Origin of the sequence: Nitratidesulfovibrio sp. 1201_IL3209, assembly GCF_036763125.1 — a bacterium.
In the GTDB taxonomy this organism is placed as follows: Bacteria; Desulfobacterota; Desulfovibrionia; order Desulfovibrionales; family Desulfovibrionaceae; genus Cupidesulfovibrio.
Genome location: NZ_JBAIYT010000049.1, coordinates 1 through 17204, shown reverse-complemented (window position 1 = coordinate 17204; position 17204 = coordinate 1). Strand labels below are relative to the sequence as shown.

Below are 17204 nucleotides of genomic sequence, written 5' to 3'. Positions count from 1 at the left end.
GCTGCTCGCTCGCGGGCCAGAGGGTATCGGAACGTAACAACCTTCATCACCATGATCTACCTGATCGGAGCGCCCATCACCCAACTCTTGGAGGCGTGAATTCCACAGCTAACGTCGAAGACCCAAACTTTTCCGGCAAGCCGGTGAAGAAGGAACGCAAGGCCACCGACGGCGGCCTGTTCTCGCCCCTGTTCGCCGACGCCTCCGTGGGCCGCAAGGAACTGCGCGGCGTGAAGTCGGTCGCCCGCGACGGCGACAAGGCCACCGCCTCGGTGATGCTGTTCGACCACGGCAGCGAGCGCGCCTACCCGGTGGACCTGGCCCTGATCCGGCGCGAGGCGGGCAACTGGCAGGTCACCGACGTGACCAACGCCGCCGCGCTTATTTCCGCCATCCGGAAGGAAGCGGAGAACCGCTAGGGGCTGTTTCTAAATTGTCCTTTCGCCCGTTGGCTGCGTCAAACTTCGTCTGCCATGTCGGTCGAATACGGTAAGAGTATACTCCCTCATGGCAGGCTCGTTTTCCTTGCCAACGAACGAAAGTCCTAATTTGGAAACAGCCCCTAGGGCAGGAGCGGGGCAGGAGACAGGCAGAAACAGCGCAGCGGCCTGTGCACACATCTCTCGATGCGTACGCAGGCCGTTGTTTTCATTCTGGTACCGGGAGCGAGACTCGAACTCGCAAGGTGTCGCCACCGGCGGATTTTGAGTCCGTTCCAGCCCGCACGAAGCCGTATACCACGCTTTACCAGCGCATGATATTCCGCTAGGTTGCGTCGTGCCGCCATTCCCTGCGCATACCATGAAATACCACGTCGGTGGGGCAGGGGTGGGGCAGCATTTGGACGCACGGAGGGCACCATGGCAGGACGCACGACAACCAAGTACCGGGGCGTGGTTTACTGGGAAAGGACGCGCGGCGCAACGGGAAGCACGGAACGGTACTACGGCCTGCGCTACAAGCTGGGCGGCAAGGTGCACGAAGAACCCGTGGGCTGGTCCGGCGACGGCTGGACGGCCAAGGCCTGCGACACCCTGATGCAGCAACTGCGCGTCAACCATGCCACCGGCACAGGCCCGCAGAACCTGCGCGAGATGCGCGAGCATGCCGAACTGGCCCGCCAGGCGGAACGCGCGGCGCTGGCCGCCGCCAACATGGCGCCGTGCCCGACCACCTTCGGCCAGTGGCTGACCGAATCCTACATCCCGTCTCGCCGGGGCCGAAAGTCGGAAAGCACCGTGCGCAAGGACACCAGCCGGGCCAACATGCTGGCCGCCATGCCGATAGGAAGGCTGCCCGTGTACGCCATCACCAGCGCGGACGTGGTGAACCTGCTGGACGACCTGCGCGATGCGGACAAGCGCGACGGCACCCTGTACCAGTACTACGCCATGGTGCGCCATGCCATCGGTCAGGCATCCAACACCTACGTGGACGGCGTTGCGCTGTTCAGCGGGACCAACCCCTGCGACGACGTTGATTTCACGCCGGACCCGTCCGTGCGCTTCCGTTTCTTCTCGCGGGAGCAGATCGAGGCCGTCTGCACGCGGTTGGCCAGCGAGGGGCACGACGACGCGCGGGACGCCGCGCTGGTGTCGCTGCACACCGGCCTGCGTCTGGGCGAGATTGGCCGCCTGCAACACGCTGACGCCGATCCCGTCCACGGCCAGCTCTACGTGCGCGCCAAGTCCACCAACAAGCCGGGGGGCATGGTGCCGCTGAACAGGACGGCATCCGAGATTTTCACCCGCCGCGCCCAGATTTCCACCGACCCGCGCGTGTTCCCCCCGGCGTGGGGCGTCAGCGCGGAGGCCACGCTTTCGCGCGCCTTTCGCGATGCCGTCAACGCGCTGGGCTATAACGACGGCGTGACGGACATCGCCCAACGCCTTGTGTTCCATTCGCTGCGGCACACCTTCGCCTCGTGGCTGGCGCTGGCGGGGACGGACATCTACCGCATCAAGGCCCTGATGCGGCACAAGACGCTGGCAATGACCATGCGCTATGCCCACCTGCTGCCGGATTCCACCCGCAGCGCCGTCCTGCAACTGGATGACCATGGCTAAAGCCCCGGCCGCAGACGGCGCACGCCGTAACGGGTGATCAGCCACGGCACCAGTTTGTCGGTGCGGTACATGACCTTCTCCCCGAACTTGAACGAACCTTCCGGCCCCTGCCCCTGGCAGTCCATGTTCGCCAGGGTCTGCGCGCTGACGATCCTGCCGAAGTACTCCGGCACTGCCTGCCGCGCCACCACGGGGGGAAGCGAGTTCAACAGCAGATCGTGTATCTCGCGCTCGTCGGGCGTCATTTCCTGCATGGTGCTTTTTCCCGTGATTTTACATGGTGGCCGGGCACGGCTGCTCATGGCAGTCGTCCTCCATCCGGTACACGAACAGGGCTGCTGGCAGGTCGCCAAGGGACGAACTTTTGCCGCAGCTGGCGCAGCGCACTTCCCACGTGGAATTGACCACGTGCAGGGTGGCCTGCATGCGCCCGCCGCAAGGGCAGTCCATATCGGGGATGCGCGGCAGTCCGTGACGCCGCAAGGCTTCGGTCAGGGCGGTGTGATCACGCATGGCAGGCCTCCAGCAGGGTAACAGGCCGTTCCTTGGCACCCTGCAGGGCCAGGGCTATCCGCGCGCGGGCATCCGCGACATATGCGGGGTTCAGTTCGCAGCCGACAAAGCAGCGACCCGCAAGTACGGCAACCTCTCCGGTGGTTCCGGTACCGGAAAACGGGTCCAGCACCGTGGCCGGGACAGGGGACTTGCCGCAATCGCACGTGGGCGACCATTTGTCGGTGGCGCGCGTCAGGGGTGCCCATCCGGTGCTGTCTGTCTTGGTGGTTCGGTTACCCGGCTGGTGGGCCTGTTCGCGCATGTTCTCGTGGCCGGTGCGCTCGATCACGCGCGCCCACGGATTGCCGCAGGCAGGACACACCCCGTGCGACGACGTTCCGGCCAGCACGCACGGTTCAACTAGCGCGGGCGGGAATACCGCGAAGTGCGCGCCATCGAACTTGGCTGTCGGTACGGACCAGACGCTGCGCCGGTTGCGGAAAGCACCACCGCCAACGGCCTTCATTTTCCCGTTGCTTTTTCCTGGCACACGCGTGCTGCCCTCTTGGGCCTCAATGTCTTGCGCCCACCTTGAGATGGAGCTTGCTGCCGCAGGCTCCTTCACCGCATCCGCGTCGAAGAAATACCGGGGCGACTTTGACAGCAGGAACACGTACTCGTGGGACTTGGTGCATCTGTCGCGCACGGACTCCGGCATGCAGTTGGGCTTTGCCCAGATGATATCCTGACGCAGGTACCAGCCATCCGCGCGCAGGGAGAAGGCCAGCATCCACGGGATGCCGATCAGGTCCTTGGGCTTGATGCCGGGAAACACCCGCGCCATCTGAAGTTGCGGGCTTTCGTAATCCGGGGAGTACGTTTCCTTGGGCGCGTCCTTGTTCTTCCACGCGCCCTTGCAGCTACCGGCGTAGCTGTCTGCGATGTTCAGCCACAGGGTGCCGGTGTGGTGCAGCACCCGGCGCACCTCGCGGAAAACGTCAACCAGACGGGCCACGTAGGCGTCCGGCGTGTCTTCCAGCCCGATCTGCCCGGCCATGCCATAGTCGCGCAGGCCATAGTACGGCGGGCTGGTCACGCAGCAATGCACGGACTGGTCAGGCATGGCCCGCAAGCCGTCCATGCAGTCACCCACGAACATGGATGCGGTGATGGCGGGTGCGCTGCTCATCCCATCGCCCCCAACAGCGGCAGTTCCCGCGCATCCACCCGCGCCGGAATGGCGTTTTGCTCCACGCCGTCGAGCAGGCGACCGGAGCGGGCCTTGCCCATCTTTGCGCAGGGCCAATCACCGTGGGTGTCTTCCGTCCTTCCGATAGTCCGCAGGGCTCCCGATGACGAAAGGGCGTGCGTCCCGTCCCATCCGTTGAATCCCCACTCACCCCACGACTTGAAGAAGAACGGCACGCCATGCGCCTTGCACTGGTCGCGCAGGCTGCGGAACCAGTCCGGATGCGACGGGCGCGCGCCGGGGCCCGTCTCTCCGCCCGCGATGACCCAGCGCAGGCCGAAAATCCACGGATCGTGCATGCACGGCATGCCCAGTTCCATAGGCAGGGTTTGGTTGCCGTTCTCAACGCCAACTTCGTCTTCGTGCAGGATTTCTTGGAGCCATGGCGACAAGTCCACCGGCCCCAGCAGCGGTTCGCACGAGACGAAGTGCAGCGCACCCGGCGTGGCCAGCAGCTCCGGAATCCGCTCGTCGGCGCGCGCCTGGTCTTCCACCGTGGTGCCCAGCCAGACGTTGGGCAGGGGGAACAACTGATACGTGTACGCCCACGGCTTGTAATCAAGCTGCGGCCCCCAACTGACGATGCTTTCAATCGTTTCCGAAAAGCACACGTCTTCGTTGTCCAGAATGATCCACCCGTCACCGGCCTTGGCCCACCGCTCAATCAGCGCGGAGGGACCAGCAGACAGGTACTCGCGCATCCTGTCGGGTCGCTTGGTAAGCAGCATGAACGTGTGGTTGGCGCAGTTTGCCAGCGTGTGAGACGCCAGAATGCACGCAAATACCTGGTCAAGGTGCTCATCCGGCACGCTGGGATGGAACAGGTCGGACATGGACCCCACAAAGATGCGCTGCGGCTTGCGCCAGCGCAGGGCCTTTTCCATCTCCGACGCCCGCAGGTTGATCTTGCCCGTCCACTTTCCGTGCGCGGCCACGGTGCCCGCGTAGCGCTGCGCCACGGCGGGGTTGTGCACCATGCGCGCGGCCATGCGCTCTGCATAGCAGTGGTCGCAGGCCGGGCTTACCTTGGAGCAGCCCACTAGCGGGTTGATGGTGGCGTCCGCCCATTCGATGCGGGTGTTGGTGGCCATGGCTAGTCCGCCTCCCCGTCATGCTCTTCCACGATGACCGGGACGGCCTGCGCCGCGCCCGCGCACTCGCAGCGCTCCACAGCGCCGTCGGCGTGCTCCACAATGCCCACGTCGGCGCAACCGGGGCACACCGGGCGGGTCACGTCCGCGCCGTAGGTGCGCGGAGTGCCCTTGCCCAGCACGTCGCCGCAGGCGCTGCACGTCCACACGCCGTCGTCTTCCATCGCCTCGACCAGCATGCGGCTAGCCACCTCGTCCACGGTGATCTTCTGGCGGTGCGCCGTCGCCTCAATAGCTTCGAAGGCCGGGCGCGGGATGCGCAGCTTCAGGGGGCGGGTCTGTTGGGTGGTGGTCATGGCTACTCTCCGTGCTCCAGCCATGCGCCTTCATGGTCGCAACTCACGGCCATTTCCACACCGCATCCATCCGCGCAGCGCACCATGTCGCCTTCCGTCCACCAGTTGGGCATGCGCGTGGAGGGCACAAGCACTTCGACGCGGCTTCCGCAGCGCGGGCAGTCCTCGTGAAATTCGCGCCATTCCATGCCCTGCGGCGTGGCCTTGCCTCCGCCCAGCAGCACGCGCAGGTCCATGGCCGCCGCGCACAGGGCTCCGGCCTTCTCCAGATCACGTTTGCGCGTGGACGGCTTCCACCATCTGCCCTCGAACGGCCACAGGGCGGGGACTTCCACCACTTCAAAGGGCAGCACGTCCGGCAGTACCACGTCCGTCCGCGTCACGTCGTAGTGGTGCGGCACGACCTTGGACCCGCGCGCATCCGGAGGCATGGCGTAGCAGGCCGCCGCGAGTTCAAGGGCTTCCGGAGAGTGATGTTCCGCGTCATGCGCAGGGGTCCATCCTTCTTCCACGACCTGCCGCAGCCGTTCGGCCGCGATGCGCTCCGCGCCGTTCTTGGGGGTGTCGTTCGATTGCATGCCCATCCTCCCTACGCCCGCTCGGGCTGGTATCCGGGGCAGTTCACGCGGGGAATATCGGAATACTTCCGCTTGCAATCAGGATCTGTATATCCGTCGGAAGTCCTGCGTTCGCATGCCAAACATCCGTCGTTGATGTGAGTCGGGATGCATCCCAACTCGTGCTGCGTAAGAAATTCCTGCGCGAGGAACTCCTCTCCGCAAAACTCGCAGGCATAGGCTATGCCTTCGCGCACCCAAAGTTCGCTACGGCATTCGTCCAGGCAATCTTTGGCGCTGGACCAATCATCATACGACGTGTCGCAGATGGGGCAGTAGTAGCGCTTGACCTTCGGCATTCCCGTTCTCCTCTGCTTCTTCGTTCCCGTTCCGTTCCCGTGCGGGGTGCGCCCCGTGGCGCGCCCCGATTCGCTGCGGCGAACGGCCCGGCCCATGGGGGATGGCAGGGGGGATGCGCCGGGTTGACGATGACGAGCAGGACGCCCGCCGGTCGCCGCAGCTGGCTGGGTGGAGGGGCGGTTAGGCTGAAATTTCTGCGGCCATGGTCCGGGTGGCCCGGTATGCCCGGTACCGCACCCTGGGCATGCGCCGGGCAGGGCGGCGACGACGACTGAACGCACAGTCGCCGTTTGGCCACGTCAGCCACGCCATAGTGAATGAGCCAGCCGCCATGATGCAGATGAGCAGCAGAACAAGACACAGGCCGGGATGATCGAAAAGCACGGCCAGATTCAGCATGGGCTACCTCCTGCCGGGCGTGCCCGGCTTGATTCCGGTGTGAAGGGGGGCCACCTGTCGCTGGGTAAAGCCCAGCAGGTTGCGGTGGACATCCTCGATGTCGTCCAGACGCCGCATGATCTCGGCGATGCGTCCGTGGTCTCCGGATGTCAGGCCGGGCGTCAGGCGGAACCGCCGTATCTCGTGGCGCAGCCTGTCCACCCGCCGCACGATGACGGCGGACGGCTGCGACGCCACCGGCTCCACGCTGCCGGGGCGCGCGTCGGAGGGGTCCGCCGTGTCGGCGTCGCAGGGGTGTACCCACGGATGGGAGATATGGGCGGGCATGGCTATTTTTCCCTCCTCGAAGGCACACGGAACCGGCCTTTTGCCGTTGCGTGGAACAGGGTCGCTCTAGCGATGACCTCCGGCGATGCGTCCTTTTTGGCGGTGCCGCTGATGGCGCGCACGATCCAGTCGATTTCCTTGACGCACTCCGGGCACAGGTCCGCCGAAGCGAACACGTCGTGCGTGCGCCCTTCCGCAGGGCATGTTTCGCGCCCGTAGGCCAGGTTGCGCGTCTTCACGTCGCTGGATTCGCAACCGCACAGATCGCAGAAGATGACGGTCCTGGTGCCCATGCTACCTCCCCTTCCCGACCTGCGACCCGCCCAGCGGAGGCAGCACCCCCGCCATGGCGCAGTACAGCGCCGTCATCCTGACCATGTCGTGGCAGTGGCCGCAGCCCTCCACCCACGGCCACCACAGCCGTTCAAGGCTCGTGCGCAGCTTGGACCAGGCGTCGCGCCGGTTGCGGCGCTGCACGGCGCACACGTCGTGCACCAGCACCGTCAGCGCGCCGATCCACGCGGACCACCCGGCGGGCGACAGCGACGGGTTGCAGCCGTCCGTCTCGCCGGGCGCCGCCGCCCACAGGTCGCCCAGGTGTTCCTCGCGCAGGTCCAGCCACCGGGTGGTGATGTCCTCCATCTCGCGGCGTGCACCTGCGGACATGTCGTCCCAACTGGCGATGCGCAGGTCCGCCACCACGTCGGCCAGCCGCGCGGCCACGTCGTCCAGCAGGCGGCGCTCCGGCGCGCCGGGCTCGAACGACACTTCGAACACCTCGCGCAGCACCTCGACGGTCTTGTGCACGCCCCAGGCCACGGCCAGGCAGGCGGTGCGCTGGCGGGCGGCCTGGATGGCGGATTCGCGGGATGCGGCCTTGGACATGGCCTTGGACTGACGAGATGGGGAATTGCCTGTCCTGCGCAGTCGATGAAGCACGTCGTGAGCAGGCGCGGTAAGCATGTTCGGCATCATGACGCACCCCCGCACATCGGGCACGTACCGTCCGCGCGAAGCGGCACTTCGCAACGAGCGCACATCACGAAATCCGGAAAGACGATCTTTGACACCCGGAATACGGACACGTCGCGGCTGTCGATTTCACGAAACCGCGCGGCCAACTCTTGTTCGGCATTTTCCGGGGCATGTACCGCAAGAGAAAGAACGACGGGCCCACGTCCGTGCCCGCAGCACGAGCCGGTGATGGGCCAGCGCTCTTCAAGCAGCACCTTCACGGTATCGGCTACGCAGGCATCGACCTCGACAAGATGCCTTCCGCACGGAACTCGCACGGGGGGAACGGATCCGGACGGGTTGTACCCAAGGGAATGGCAGTTCGGCATGACCTAACCCCCCACGCAGCCGGGGCAGTCTTCCCCGGCGCATTCGCCGCACGATCCGTGCAGCACCGCCGCCTCGGACGGGGTGACGACAACCACGGGCCGCCCGCCGTTGTCCCGCGACGCTTCCGCCGCCTCGAAAAACTTGCCGCCGTCGGGGCCCTGCAGAATCAGCCGTTCCATGGCCCGCGTGCGCGGCGTGATGTGGCTGGCGGTCAACGGGGTGACCGTGTGAATGATGGTGGGCACCGCAGCCCCGGCATGGACCATGCCGCCACGATACGGTTCCACCTCCGGCATGCCCCGCTGGCCGCGCGCCTCGGGCACATGCAGTGCCTTCACCGTGGGCATCCCGCCAAGGCCGCAGTAGCCCGTCGATTCTCGCTCCTCGGCGTCGGGCACCGTACCGGGCACCATCACCCGGAACTGCATGCACCGCGTGCCCCGGCACGCCTGGTTGTAGCGGCCGCACAGCATCTTCTCGGCATCCGCCACCCGCACGATCATGACCGTCCCCCTTCCACGCTGGCCATGGCCTCCATGGCGTTGACGTACGCCGCGTCCGTGGGCGGGATCAGATCGCACCGCACCACGTCCTCCATCACCGCGCCAAGGGCCTCGTAGACGAAGCGCCGGTCCATGGGGGCAAGGTCGCCGTCCGCCGGGCGCGACCGCAGCACATTCCATGCGGTGGCATGCACGCCGAAGCGCAGCAGCCGCACGGCCCGGTCCTCGCGTTCCAGCACGGCCAGCACGTCCCGCAGCGCCGCGCGCAGCCTGTACCGTCCGGCCTCGTGGTTCAGTTCCGAGCGCAGCGCGGCCATGCCCTGGGCCTCGTTCCGTTCCGTGATCGTGTTCCCGTTCACTTCCCGTTCTCCTCCGCGCCCCTGGGCGCGTTGTTCCGCCATCCGCTCCACCACGCCCAGCAGTACCAGGCGGACAGGGCCAGCATTCCCGGCTGCCCCGCGCGGATCGTCTCCCACAGCCACAACGGCTGGCCCGCCAGTCCCACCAGAAAGCCCCAGCGCCGGGCCGGGTGCCCCACCGGGCGGCCCACCATCCACACGGCGGCGGCCCCGGTGACGAAAATTGCGCCCTGCGCCAGCGCGTGCGCCGCGTCGGCCAGGGTCATCGGCTGCTCTCCCGGCCACTGCAGGCGCCGCCCTCGTCCAGCACCCGCTGCATGTCCGCCACCAGCGCGGTCAGGTCCTTGGCCAGCGCCATGGACGTGCGCAGCACCCGTCGGGCCTCCACCGGTTCGATCACCCCGTCTTCCAGCGAAGCCCCGGCCTCGCGGCACACCGCTCCGGCGCGCTCCATCACCGAGGCCACCCGCACCATGGGCATGTGCCCGTCGCCCGTGCCGCATCCGCCGGCGGGCACCCCGGACGCCTCCACGATCCACCGGGCCAGCACCGTGTTGCCCAGCACCCGGCACAGGGCCGGGACCGAGGCCAGCGCGGGCCAATAGCTGTCGCCGGGATTGAAGATGCGGGTAGCCTTGTCCGGGGCCCATCCCATGGCCGTGGCGATCTCGTCGTGCGAGAGGCCGGACAGACGCACGGCCAGTTGGAACGCGCTCGGCAGGGTCAACTGCGAAAGGTCAAGGACGGCAGGCATGCGAAACCTCGAAAAACGTATGTTTGGTGGGCAGTTGCGCGCGCAGAAAATTGTGCTACGGTCGCAGGAATCCCTACGCCGCGCCCGCCACGGCCTGGCCGGTGGCGCCGGACGCGCCGCATTCGCCGCGCGGCTTGGGGCCGGGGGCAATGCGTTCGGGAATGGGCAGAAGTTCGGCGGGAATGCCGAGTTCCCGCAGGCGCAGCACGTGTTCGGGAAGGGCGCGATCGCCGTTCAGGATGCGGGACACGCTTTGCGGGTGCACGCCGAGCAGGTCGGCGATGTCGTTCCGCGAAATGCCGCCCTCCCGCAGAAAGATGCGCAGCATGTCTTGCCTGCCGGGATTGACGTGGGCTATGGCGTTCATTGATGTCACCTCGTCGCGTTAATGCTACATGCGCGCATTGATGCGTCCTGTTCTCATCGTTGCGCGCGGCGCTCATTGATGCGCCATGGTCGCGTTGATACGCGGTGGTCGTATTGATGTTTCCCGCGCTCACGATTTCCATCTAGGTAGATTTTTCAACCCGCGCAAGTGGTTTTTTCCACCGATGCGCAGCAAAATAATGAAAAATTGGGACCAACGTTTTGAGATAATAAAAAAACTCGCAGCGAAAAAATTTTCGTCAGCGAGTGGCAAATTCTCCCCGAAGACATTCGAGGAGTCCCTTGGGTTATCGTCCAAGAAGTGGCATGCATGGGCTGGCGGGCAAGTCCCCAGCACGGAAGACATGGGCAAGATAGCGAAAACGCTTGGTCTTTCGCTTGATTGGCTGATCCTTGGCGAAGGCGAACCCTACGCCATGGCGTCCCGGCCAGCGCAGCAGCCGCCGGTCGCGCCCGCACCGGCCCCGCACCCGGATTCCGCCGTGCACATCGCCCGGCCCCTGCCCATGGTCGGGCTGGCCAGCTGCGGCATCAACGGATGGGCGCAGGTGGACAACTACGCGGCAACCGCGCAGCCCATCACGTTGGGGCCGCGCGCGCTGGCCGTCGTGGCCGCCGGCGAGTCCATGGTGCCCGCGGGCATCTTCAGCGGCATGATCTGCTACGCCGATCCGGACCAGGCGGCGGGAAAAGGAGATGCCGTCTACGTCGCCCGCCGCGATGGAACGGGGACCATCAAGCTTTTTCTGGGCCGGGGGGCGCGGGACGGGTACATCAGGCTCAAGGGGTGGCTCCCCCCTGACAAGGCGGGCAAGCGCGAAGAATTCACCGTGGAAGAACTGGAAACCCAAATCACCACCCTGGCGCCCGTGCTCTACGTGCGCCGCCGCATCTGAAACGAAAAAGGGGCCGCAAGGCCCCTTCCTGTTCGCTTTTTCGCGCTACCGTCGCCAACCGACGCCGGTGTTCATGTCCAGCACGTAGTCCACTGTTCCGCGTCCGCCCCGGTATTCGATGCACCGCACCTCGTACACCTTGGGCTGTTTCAGCGGCGTGATCCGCACGGCCTCCGCGCACAGGTGCCCGTTCAGGTTCAGCATCAGTGCGGCCGCCTTTTCCGCGCTCATGTCGTTGGCAGAAGACGATCGAGCGGAAGGCGTACCCGATGGTGCGGAGTTTCCAAAGCAACCGCCAAACATCTTGGTCAGGGCGACCGCCACGGCCACAAAAGCAAAAACGACAAACCAACGTTTCGCTCCGAAAGGCTTGCCACTGGGGCCACGCGGGCGTTCCGGCGCACGTTCGTTGCGAGGGAAACGCCGCCTAAGTGGTGCCCCGCACCCAGGGCAATCGTACGCAGCATCCGACACGTCCTTTTGACACTCCGGGCACTTGATCAGGGCCATGTGCACCTCCATGCCATCGGGTAGCAAGTACAGCAAAGACGCGCAAGACGCTTAAACCGGGCCGCGCATGTCACGGCCACCAGGCATGCCCACTCCTTCCTCGCCGCTCCCCGCCATAGCCACGCACACCTTGCAAGGCCGCCGCGCGCCGTCCCCCGGCCGCGCCGCCAGCCCGCCGCGCGCTGCAACCCTTCACCACCCCCCCAACGCGCAGCGGAAATCCGCGCCCGAAATCCGGAAGTCACCCCACAGATGCCTGACGGCAAAAACGCAGGGGACTGTCCGGGACTGTCGGTAGACCGAAAAGTAGACGATTTTTCGGAAAATCATCAATCATTCCAACAAAAGTGACTATGGGGACTATTTTCGGCCCCCCTTCTCTTTAACTACACGTTTTTTCTCTCCCACACATTTCCGTTACTATGTCACATTAATTTCCTGTTCCCTTCTCCTCACTTTTTTCTCTTCTTTATTCCCTATTCTTCTCTTTACAGTCCCTTGGTCTACAAAAAGAAAAAAGAGATAAGAAATATAAAGAGATAATGGCAACACCTCCCTCCCCTAAATCGTCCCCCGACAGTCACCCCATAGTCCCTGACTCACCGCTCAATTTTCGCCTCTTGCTTTCGTTCTTGCACCAACCTGCACATCCCCGCGCGCCTCGTTCTTGCTCACGTTTTTGCACCATTTCAAGTTCCGTCCCGTTTCGTGGCCGCGCGTGAAGTTTCGGTGCGTCCCCGCCGCAGGATCGCTCCCGGCTCGGGCCGTCTGTGCCCGCCCGGCGGGGCTTGGCTGGTAGCCCCGGGTGTCGGGGCCCGCAACATCGGTCGCGGTCACGCCCCCCTCCCGATCTGGCCGCGACATCCAGCCGTTCCGCAAGGCATGTACGGTTGCCTTGCAGCACGCCGGTAGCGCAACCGGAGCCCGGATTTCCCCGTCCGCATGGGCTCCGGCGCCCAGGGCGCCCCCCTGAAAACCATCCGGCTCCCCCCTGAAAACTCCCGGCCTCTCCCCGTCGCGCGAAACATCGTGAAACACCTGCCATTACGCACGATTTTCATATTTTCAAAAAAAATCCGCACCCACATCCCCGCGAACATCGCGGCAATGCCGACCCCTGTGCGACGAGGGGCGCGGGAGGACCCCCCCACGGGGGGGGTGCCCCTCCCCGTGGGGGGCAATCGGTGTGCGCAACATGCCGAAATTGTTGTGTTATGGACGTTGGCGGGCTCCTCCTCCTTTTGGGAGGGGAGGGGGGAGGCGGCGGCGTGGACGTTGGCGGGCTGGATGTGGGCGTGCGCCCCGATGCGGTCGCCGGTGGGCTGGCCTCCCCTGGGCGGGGCGCACGCCTGGCGCGATGCGTGCGGCACGATCCACGGCCGTGCTGCCCACCGGCACACATCCATGCCGTACATTGCGGCGGACCATGTTGCGCATGCCCGCAACATGGTCCGCCGATAAAAACATGCAAAGGCTATCCGCCCTCGTCGGCCTCGCCGCCTGCGGGCATGTCCATGCCATCATCCTGCGCCACGAGGTCCGGCATGATCAGCGGCTTGATGGTCCGGCCGCAGTCCAGGCACCGCCAGTAGCCGAGGCGGATGGCAAGGTCTGACAATCCTTCCTGGGTCAGGTTGGGCGGCGTATGCGCGCACGCGGAGCAATACAGGGTCGGCATCTTACATTCCCCCCAAGAGTCCAAGGATTTCGGCATCGCGCGCGTCCTGCGTCGCCTGCCACTCTGCGGCAAGCGCGGCGCGGTTCGCCAGTTCGATGGAACCGTTGACCAACAGTACAATCTCCATCCTTTCGCGCAACACGGCAGCCTTCGCGGTGTACCTGGCCTCGATGGCGGCAAGCGCGGCCTCAAGCGCCTCTTCTTCGGACGGCTCCGGTGCCGTATCGCTCCACCCCTCGGGCAACGGCCCCAGCACCGTCACGGTGTGCGGGGTTCCGTCGGGCAGCCAGCCGGACGCGCCGCGATGATCCTCGACGGACTGCCACTCCACGCCATTCCACACAGAGGTGCGCCCTTCCTGCGCGGCAGGCGGCTGGACCGCCGTGGAGTGGGCGGGAAGGGGGTGCTGGCCTGGCAAGAGCGGGTCCTCGTGAGCCACGCCGGGGGATACAAACTCCCCGGTCTGGGCGTTGTAGTGGTAGATGTCGATCATGTCATCTCCTCAATATTTGATGCAGGTCACCACGGCCACGTTGCGGGGGCGGGTCTCTGACGCGATGCGGGGAGACCCGTTGGTGCCGTCACTCTGTGGTCCTCGCACGGCATTTGCGCTTGCCTGTACACCATTGGACCTAACCACTTCACTTCCGCCTGCGGACACATTCAGCAGACCCACCCATCCCGCATGCCAGTGCCCCTGAAATGCATCCCCCTGCGCACTCCCCACCACGCGCCCGGTATCCACGCCGCGCCCAAGGTCCGCGCCGCGCCGGAACTCGCCGCGCAGGTCGGGCAGGTTGAACGTGGTGCTGCCGTCGCCTGCACCGTAGGTGGTGCCGACGACGGCGAACAGCGCGGCATACGCCGTGCGGGAGCGGGCGGAACCATCGCACACCAAAGAACCGTCCGGGGCGCTGGAACCCGCGGGCATCTTCTTGGAGAAGTACTTCTCCTTGCCGCCGAACATGCGGGCGGTGTCCTCGGGCACCTCGATCTCGCCGCCCAGGATGGACAGGTCCACCTTGCGCAGGTTGCTGGTCACCTCCACCGAGGGCAACGGGGCGTTCATGTCCACGCGCCTAGGGCTTGAATTTAATAATTTAGCGGTGTTGCAGTTTGTCGTGTGGCCGTTTTTATGTGCCTTTTGGCACCTGTTTGGCACACGATTTGGCACACGGTGGAGGCCCATGAGCATCACGATCACGAGCCGCACGAGCGGCAACGACGAGGTAGTGGACGTGCGCGTGTCGGAGCGGGTATACTCGGTCACGCTGGACGCGATGGACCTGGAGTTATGTGCGCAAGGCTGCGGACACCTTTTCGGTTGTCCTGCGCTAGGCTGGCGAGGCTGGGCTAACAGTCACGCTCGACGTGATGGATGAGACTGCACTCGGCGACAAGGCACCGATATTCATGGTTGTGCCAGCGGACATCGCACATGAGGTACAACTGTTTTACTGAAAAAGCCCCCTTTCGGGGGCTTCGTCATCGGTGGTGTCGGCTAAGCAGATTCGGACGCGGCGACCTCCTGCGGGGTGGGAACTGCTGTGGCTGCCGCGCCCAGCGTGACGTCCTTGCGCGCATAGGCAGGGCTACCCCCGCTGATTTCATTGCTGGTTCCTGCCGCACCGGGATCACCGCTGTGCAGCGACATCTTTGTCACGGTGATGGCGTCGAGCATGGCGTTCTTGGCGGTGGTTGTTGCGCCCATGGTTCCTCCTGCGCGCCGGTGGCGCGCGTGTCATGCGTTGTCAGGCCCGCTCGCCCTCGCTGGCGCAGGCCGCGCACACCCCCACGCCGGGCAGGGCTGCGCGCCGGGCCTGCGGGATGGCATCGCCGCATTCGGCGCAGCAGGCCACCCCGTCGATCCACACCGGATCAGGGCCTGACCAGCCGGACCGGCCCGCCGCACGCGCAATGGCGGCGGGCCGGTCCATCTCCTCTATTGCTGTTGCCTGGTCGAAGATGTCGGGCATGCACACTCCGCTATGCCAACGATTCGTTGATGCTGCACATTTCCTGTCGCAGGGCCTGCGCCTGGCTTTCGATGCTGGCGAGCCTTGCGTCGTCCTGCTCGGTGGCGTTCCCCGCCTGCTTGGCGCGTACCGCCCGGATGGACTGGATATCGAGCTCCGCCAGTTCGCGCAGGATAGCCAACCGGCGTTGATGCGCTGCATATGCCGTCGCCCACGCCTCGATCTGTGCAGCGCTGGGCTTGGCGTCTTTGCGCGTCCATGCCTTAATGTTCGGCCCATTCCCGTCATCCTGCACGACGAATCCGCCGTCAGGATATTTCCAAGCCAATATTTCGCCCAGGTTGCGCGTCATGCATCCTCCTGCGGTACGAGGGTTATCGTGCCCGACATGCTCGGCAACACCACGTTGACATCGGGTACTTCGATGGGCGGGACAGTAACGGACACTTGCGGCGCTGGCGGAACGTCGAACAAGAACGCAAAAGCGTCGTGCCACGTCTGACCGGCAACCCTGGGAACAAGCAGCCCAGTAACGGTGCTGTTAATCCATTGATCTTCAGCGTCGTTGTTGATCAGGGACGCGGTGATGGTGCGCGTCTCGGGCACGACAAGCGGCACCTTGAAATGCATGCATCCTACATTATCGGGAACACTGTGGACGTTAGCCAACACCAGCATGGACGCTCGAAGATTCGGACCGCCGTCCGTAAACTTGCTGCCGATGCTCATGCCGGTTATGCCAAGCCAAAATCCGGTGGGCACGGTGTATGGGAACAGTTCCGTGCACCACGTGAAAGGGTTCGCACCGGCCAAAGAAACCTCGCTCGCAGCCGGAACGAGTTTGCTGTGTATCCACTGTACGCACTGAACGCCCATGGCTCCCCCCTAGATGCGATGCGCCTGGAAAAAGGTGGGCTGCAAATTCTCCAGGTTGACCGTGCCGCTGGGCGCGTAGACATATAATTCCAGCGTGTCCCCGGCAGCAAGATTGACTGCAGTCGCAATTTGTAGGTTGAAGCCGCCAGTTACCGAAGGATATCCTGAGGCTGCCTTTGTGGATACCCCGTTTATATAAATGCTGATTCCATAGTATGCGCCCGTCGTGAGTGCTCCGGTCAACCGCACTGCCGCAGTTACCATGTACGTACCAGCAACAGGCGTCGTAAAAACGCTTGTCGAATGGTCGTACGCGCCATGGGTGTCCCATTGTTCCGAGCCGAAATCGACTTTGACGTATGCTCCCGTTGCAATGGCGTTCTGGTCAGCCGCCTTGCCTGCGCTGAAGCCTATATCCATCCCGATTGCAGCTCGCACTTCGGCTGCCGTGTCCGCGCCGTGCAGTACGTGACCGGAGACAAGGTCTGCGGCAATGGCCGCACGCAGCATGCGCACTTCGCGCCAACTGGTGCCGTCGCGGCGCAGCACCAGCGCGGCGTCCGGAGACAGGTCCACGTCCGCATCGCCATCAAGCGCGATGGCCCCAACGCCGACCCCGTGCTTGACCGTGATGACGCGAGAGGCATCGGCGGCGCGCAGAAGCAGGTACGCACCGTCGTGCAGGGTGGTGGTGTTGATGGTGGTCAGGTCGTCGGCAGCAGCGCCGCCCTCGGTATCCACGATCACCTCGGCAGTGGTAGGAGTGATGGCGCCCGACGCGATGGTCAGGGCCGCAGGGGGCACCGCGCCGGGAAGCTCTTGGGCGGCCACCAGCATTTCCACGTGTCCGCCGTAAACCTGCCCCCAAGTGGGGTTGTCCCCGTATCCAGGAGCCAGGTCGCTCTTGTCAGGCCATGTCGTCACCATGGGGTTATCCTCTCTGTCATGCCGCCGCGCCGCGCACGCCACGCACGCGGGCGTCGATGGTTCCCGCCACGGGGGTACCCGTGGCGTCCAGCAC

Annotated in this window: 28 protein-coding genes and 1 pseudogene; 3 read left to right on the top strand and 26 right to left on the bottom strand. The window is 65.0% G+C overall.

Annotation, left to right across the window (positions count from 1 at the left end):
* Positions 1-95 precede the first annotated feature (95 nt).
* Both V6B97_RS16415 and V6B97_RS16410 read left to right on the top strand, forming a co-directional pair.
* Positions 96-419, top strand: a complete 324-nt coding sequence (locus tag V6B97_RS16415; RefSeq protein WP_333507605.1) for a hypothetical protein — start codon at positions 96-98, stop codon at positions 417-419.
* 441 nt (positions 420-860) lie between these two features.
* On the top strand, positions 861-2066 hold the full coding sequence (locus V6B97_RS16410) for a tyrosine-type recombinase/integrase (RefSeq protein ID WP_333507604.1): 1206 nt from the start codon (positions 861-863) through the stop codon (positions 2064-2066).
* Here the strand turns inward: V6B97_RS16410 and V6B97_RS16405 are convergent.
* The 16 genes from V6B97_RS16405 to V6B97_RS16330 form a co-directional block, all read right to left on the bottom strand.
* Positions 2063-2320 carry a hypothetical protein gene (locus V6B97_RS16405; protein WP_333507603.1) on the bottom strand — a complete coding sequence of 86 codons (258 nt, stop codon included), beginning with the start codon at positions 2318-2320 and terminating at the stop codon, positions 2063-2065. The two genes, V6B97_RS16410 and V6B97_RS16405, sit on opposite strands and share 4 nt — an antisense overlap.
* Positions 2321-2339: 19 nt before the next feature.
* A complete protein-coding gene (locus tag V6B97_RS16400; protein WP_333507602.1) occupies positions 2340-2579 on the bottom strand; it encodes a hypothetical protein in 240 nt (79 codons plus the stop codon).
* Positions 2572-3750, bottom strand: a complete 1179-nt coding sequence (locus V6B97_RS16395) for a DNA-methyltransferase (RefSeq protein WP_333507601.1) — start codon at positions 3748-3750, stop codon at positions 2572-2574. The genes V6B97_RS16400 and V6B97_RS16395 overlap by 8 nt, the downstream gene beginning before the upstream one ends.
* Positions 3747-4901 carry a DUF5131 family protein gene (locus tag V6B97_RS16390; RefSeq protein WP_333507600.1) on the bottom strand — a complete coding sequence of 385 codons (1155 nt, stop codon included), beginning with the start codon at positions 4899-4901 and terminating at the stop codon, positions 3747-3749. The genes V6B97_RS16395 and V6B97_RS16390 overlap by 4 nt, the downstream gene beginning before the upstream one ends.
* 2 nt (positions 4902-4903) lie before the next feature.
* A complete protein-coding gene (locus V6B97_RS16385; protein WP_333507599.1) occupies positions 4904-5257 on the bottom strand; it encodes a hypothetical protein in 354 nt (117 codons plus the stop codon).
* Between the two features lie 2 nt (positions 5258-5259).
* Positions 5260-5835 carry a hypothetical protein gene (locus tag V6B97_RS16380; protein WP_333507598.1) on the bottom strand — a complete coding sequence of 192 codons (576 nt, stop codon included), beginning with the start codon at positions 5833-5835 and terminating at the stop codon, positions 5260-5262.
* A gap of 11 nt (positions 5836-5846) precedes the next feature.
* A complete protein-coding gene (locus tag V6B97_RS16375; RefSeq protein WP_333507597.1) occupies positions 5847-6173 on the bottom strand; it encodes a hypothetical protein in 327 nt (108 codons plus the stop codon).
* A gap of 181 nt (positions 6174-6354) precedes the next feature.
* Positions 6355-6573, bottom strand: coding sequence for a hypothetical protein (locus V6B97_RS16370; protein WP_333507596.1), 219 nt, complete (start codon positions 6571-6573; stop codon positions 6355-6357).
* Positions 6574-6576: 3 nt separating this feature from the next.
* Complete coding sequence (locus V6B97_RS16365) at positions 6577-6900, bottom strand: hypothetical protein (protein ID WP_333507595.1); 324 nt, start codon at positions 6898-6900, stop codon at positions 6577-6579.
* A 2-nt stretch (positions 6901-6902) separates the two neighbouring features.
* Complete coding sequence (locus V6B97_RS16360) at positions 6903-7193, bottom strand: hypothetical protein (RefSeq protein WP_333507594.1); 291 nt, start codon at positions 7191-7193, stop codon at positions 6903-6905.
* 1 nt (position 7194) lies between these two features.
* Positions 7195-7875: a hypothetical protein gene (locus V6B97_RS16355; protein WP_333507593.1), complete on the bottom strand. Its 681-nt coding sequence runs from the start codon at positions 7873-7875 to the stop codon at positions 7195-7197.
* 371 nt (positions 7876-8246) lie between these two features.
* Positions 8247-8747 (bottom strand): hypothetical protein, encoded by a 501-nt coding sequence (locus V6B97_RS16350; protein WP_333507592.1) that lies wholly within the window; start codon positions 8745-8747, stop codon positions 8247-8249.
* Positions 8744-9106 (bottom strand): hypothetical protein, encoded by a 363-nt coding sequence (locus V6B97_RS16345; RefSeq protein ID WP_333507591.1) that lies wholly within the window; start codon positions 9104-9106, stop codon positions 8744-8746. Before V6B97_RS16345 ends, V6B97_RS16350 begins: the two co-directional genes overlap by 4 nt.
* Positions 9103-9372: a hypothetical protein gene (locus V6B97_RS16340; protein WP_333507590.1), complete on the bottom strand. Its 270-nt coding sequence runs from the start codon at positions 9370-9372 to the stop codon at positions 9103-9105. The genes V6B97_RS16345 and V6B97_RS16340 overlap by 4 nt, the downstream gene beginning before the upstream one ends.
* On the bottom strand, positions 9369-9860 hold the full coding sequence (locus V6B97_RS16335; protein ID WP_333507589.1) for a hypothetical protein: 492 nt from the start codon (positions 9858-9860) through the stop codon (positions 9369-9371). The genes V6B97_RS16340 and V6B97_RS16335 overlap by 4 nt, the downstream gene beginning before the upstream one ends.
* Positions 9861-9933: 73 nt before the next feature.
* Positions 9934-10227: a helix-turn-helix transcriptional regulator gene (locus tag V6B97_RS16330; RefSeq protein WP_333507588.1), complete on the bottom strand. Its 294-nt coding sequence runs from the start codon at positions 10225-10227 to the stop codon at positions 9934-9936.
* 85 nt (positions 10228-10312) lie between these two features.
* On the opposite strand from V6B97_RS16330, the gene V6B97_RS16325 reads away from it, so the two are divergent.
* Entirely contained in the window at positions 10313-11143 is an 831-nt protein-coding gene (locus V6B97_RS16325; RefSeq protein WP_333507587.1) for a S24 family peptidase, read from the top strand.
* Positions 11144-11188: 45 nt separating this feature from the next.
* On the opposite strand, the gene V6B97_RS16320 is transcribed toward V6B97_RS16325, so the two are convergent.
* From V6B97_RS16320 to V6B97_RS16280, 10 genes and pseudogenes are all read right to left on the bottom strand, one after another.
* Positions 11189-11653, bottom strand: a complete 465-nt coding sequence (locus tag V6B97_RS16320; protein ID WP_333507586.1) for a hypothetical protein — start codon at positions 11651-11653, stop codon at positions 11189-11191.
* Positions 11654-13127: 1474 nt separating this feature from the next.
* Positions 13128-13331: a hypothetical protein gene (locus V6B97_RS16315; RefSeq protein ID WP_333507585.1), complete on the bottom strand. Its 204-nt coding sequence runs from the start codon at positions 13329-13331 to the stop codon at positions 13128-13130.
* Between the two features lies 1 nt (position 13332).
* The gene (locus tag V6B97_RS16310; RefSeq protein WP_333507584.1) at positions 13333-13824 is read right to left on the bottom strand and encodes a hypothetical protein; all 492 of its coding nucleotides are present in this window, start codon (positions 13822-13824) and stop codon (positions 13333-13335) included.
* A 9-nt stretch (positions 13825-13833) separates the two neighbouring features.
* Entirely contained in the window at positions 13834-14262 is a 429-nt protein-coding gene (locus tag V6B97_RS16305; protein ID WP_333507606.1) for a phage tail protein, read from the bottom strand.
* Positions 14257-14406: pseudogene (locus tag V6B97_RS17470) on the bottom strand (major capsid protein); the annotation flags it as partial. The pseudogene V6B97_RS17470 and the gene V6B97_RS16305, both read right to left, overlap by 6 nt.
* A 426-nt stretch (positions 14407-14832) precedes the next feature.
* Positions 14833-15042, bottom strand: a complete 210-nt coding sequence (locus tag V6B97_RS16300; RefSeq protein ID WP_333507583.1) for a phage tail fiber protein — start codon at positions 15040-15042, stop codon at positions 14833-14835.
* A 40-nt stretch (positions 15043-15082) separates the two neighbouring features.
* Positions 15083-15307: a TraR/DksA family transcriptional regulator gene (locus V6B97_RS16295; RefSeq protein ID WP_333507582.1), complete on the bottom strand. Its 225-nt coding sequence runs from the start codon at positions 15305-15307 to the stop codon at positions 15083-15085.
* A 10-nt stretch (positions 15308-15317) separates the two neighbouring features.
* Entirely contained in the window at positions 15318-15659 is a 342-nt protein-coding gene (locus V6B97_RS16290; protein WP_333507581.1) for an XkdW family protein, read from the bottom strand.
* Positions 15656-16036, bottom strand: a complete 381-nt coding sequence (locus V6B97_RS16285; protein ID WP_333507580.1) for a hypothetical protein — start codon at positions 16034-16036, stop codon at positions 15656-15658. The genes V6B97_RS16290 and V6B97_RS16285 overlap by 4 nt, the downstream gene beginning before the upstream one ends.
* Before the next feature lie 156 nt (positions 16037-16192).
* Positions 16193-17110, bottom strand: coding sequence for a hypothetical protein (locus tag V6B97_RS16280; RefSeq protein WP_333507579.1), 918 nt, complete (start codon positions 17108-17110; stop codon positions 16193-16195).
* Between the last annotated feature and the right edge of the window lie 94 nt (positions 17111-17204).

Excerpts from the sequence above, each read along its gene's own strand:
- V6B97_RS16290 (WP_333507581.1), bottom strand. The coding sequence starts at position 15,659 with ATGACGCGCAACCTGGGCGAAATATTGGCTTGGAAATATCCTGACGGC.
- V6B97_RS16340 (WP_333507590.1), bottom strand. The coding sequence starts at position 9,372 with ATGACCCTGGCCGACGCGGCGCACGCGCTGGCGCAGGGCGCAATTTTC.
- V6B97_RS16330 (WP_333507588.1), bottom strand. The coding sequence starts at position 10,227 with ATGAACGCCATAGCCCACGTCAATCCCGGCAGGCAAGACATGCTGCGC.
- V6B97_RS16370 (WP_333507596.1), bottom strand. The coding sequence starts at position 6,573 with ATGCTGAATCTGGCCGTGCTTTTCGATCATCCCGGCCTGTGTCTTGTT.
- V6B97_RS16360 (WP_333507594.1), bottom strand. The coding sequence starts at position 7,193 with ATGGGCACCAGGACCGTCATCTTCTGCGATCTGTGCGGTTGCGAATCC.
- V6B97_RS16280 (WP_333507579.1), bottom strand. The coding sequence starts at position 17,110 with ATGGTGACGACATGGCCTGACAAGAGCGACCTGGCTCCTGGATACGGG.
- V6B97_RS16400 (WP_333507602.1), bottom strand. The coding sequence starts at position 2,579 with ATGCGTGATCACACCGCCCTGACCGAAGCCTTGCGGCGTCACGGACTG.
- V6B97_RS16300 (WP_333507583.1), bottom strand. The coding sequence starts at position 15,042 with ATGGGCGCAACAACCACCGCCAAGAACGCCATGCTCGACGCCATCACC.
- V6B97_RS16365 (WP_333507595.1), bottom strand. The coding sequence starts at position 6,900 with ATGCCCGCCCATATCTCCCATCCGTGGGTACACCCCTGCGACGCCGAC.
- V6B97_RS16335 (WP_333507589.1), bottom strand. The coding sequence starts at position 9,860 with ATGCCTGCCGTCCTTGACCTTTCGCAGTTGACCCTGCCGAGCGCGTTC.
- V6B97_RS16405 (WP_333507603.1), bottom strand. The coding sequence starts at position 2,320 with ATGCAGGAAATGACGCCCGACGAGCGCGAGATACACGATCTGCTGTTG.
- V6B97_RS16320 (WP_333507586.1), bottom strand. The coding sequence starts at position 11,653 with ATGGCCCTGATCAAGTGCCCGGAGTGTCAAAAGGACGTGTCGGATGCT.
- V6B97_RS16410 (WP_333507604.1), top strand. The coding sequence starts at position 861 with ATGGCAGGACGCACGACAACCAAGTACCGGGGCGTGGTTTACTGGGAA.
- V6B97_RS16350 (WP_333507592.1), bottom strand. The coding sequence starts at position 8,747 with ATGATCGTGCGGGTGGCGGATGCCGAGAAGATGCTGTGCGGCCGCTAC.
- V6B97_RS16380 (WP_333507598.1), bottom strand. The coding sequence starts at position 5,835 with ATGCAATCGAACGACACCCCCAAGAACGGCGCGGAGCGCATCGCGGCC.
- V6B97_RS16390 (WP_333507600.1), bottom strand. The coding sequence starts at position 4,901 with ATGGCCACCAACACCCGCATCGAATGGGCGGACGCCACCATCAACCCG.
- V6B97_RS16375 (WP_333507597.1), bottom strand. The coding sequence starts at position 6,173 with ATGCCGAAGGTCAAGCGCTACTACTGCCCCATCTGCGACACGTCGTAT.
- V6B97_RS16305 (WP_333507606.1), bottom strand. The coding sequence starts at position 14,262 with ATGCCCGCGGGTTCCAGCGCCCCGGACGGTTCTTTGGTGTGCGATGGT.
- V6B97_RS16285 (WP_333507580.1), bottom strand. The coding sequence starts at position 16,036 with ATGAGCATCGGCAGCAAGTTTACGGACGGCGGTCCGAATCTTCGAGCG.
- V6B97_RS16315 (WP_333507585.1), bottom strand. The coding sequence starts at position 13,331 with ATGCCGACCCTGTATTGCTCCGCGTGCGCGCATACGCCGCCCAACCTG.
- V6B97_RS16325 (WP_333507587.1), top strand. The coding sequence starts at position 10,313 with ATGGTCGCGTTGATACGCGGTGGTCGTATTGATGTTTCCCGCGCTCAC.
- V6B97_RS16355 (WP_333507593.1), bottom strand. The coding sequence starts at position 7,875 with ATGATGCCGAACATGCTTACCGCGCCTGCTCACGACGTGCTTCATCGA.
- V6B97_RS16385 (WP_333507599.1), bottom strand. The coding sequence starts at position 5,257 with ATGACCACCACCCAACAGACCCGCCCCCTGAAGCTGCGCATCCCGCGC.
- V6B97_RS16395 (WP_333507601.1), bottom strand. The coding sequence starts at position 3,750 with ATGAGCAGCGCACCCGCCATCACCGCATCCATGTTCGTGGGTGACTGC.
- V6B97_RS16295 (WP_333507582.1), bottom strand. The coding sequence starts at position 15,307 with ATGCCCGACATCTTCGACCAGGCAACAGCAATAGAGGAGATGGACCGG.
- V6B97_RS16310 (WP_333507584.1), bottom strand. The coding sequence starts at position 13,824 with ATGATCGACATCTACCACTACAACGCCCAGACCGGGGAGTTTGTATCC.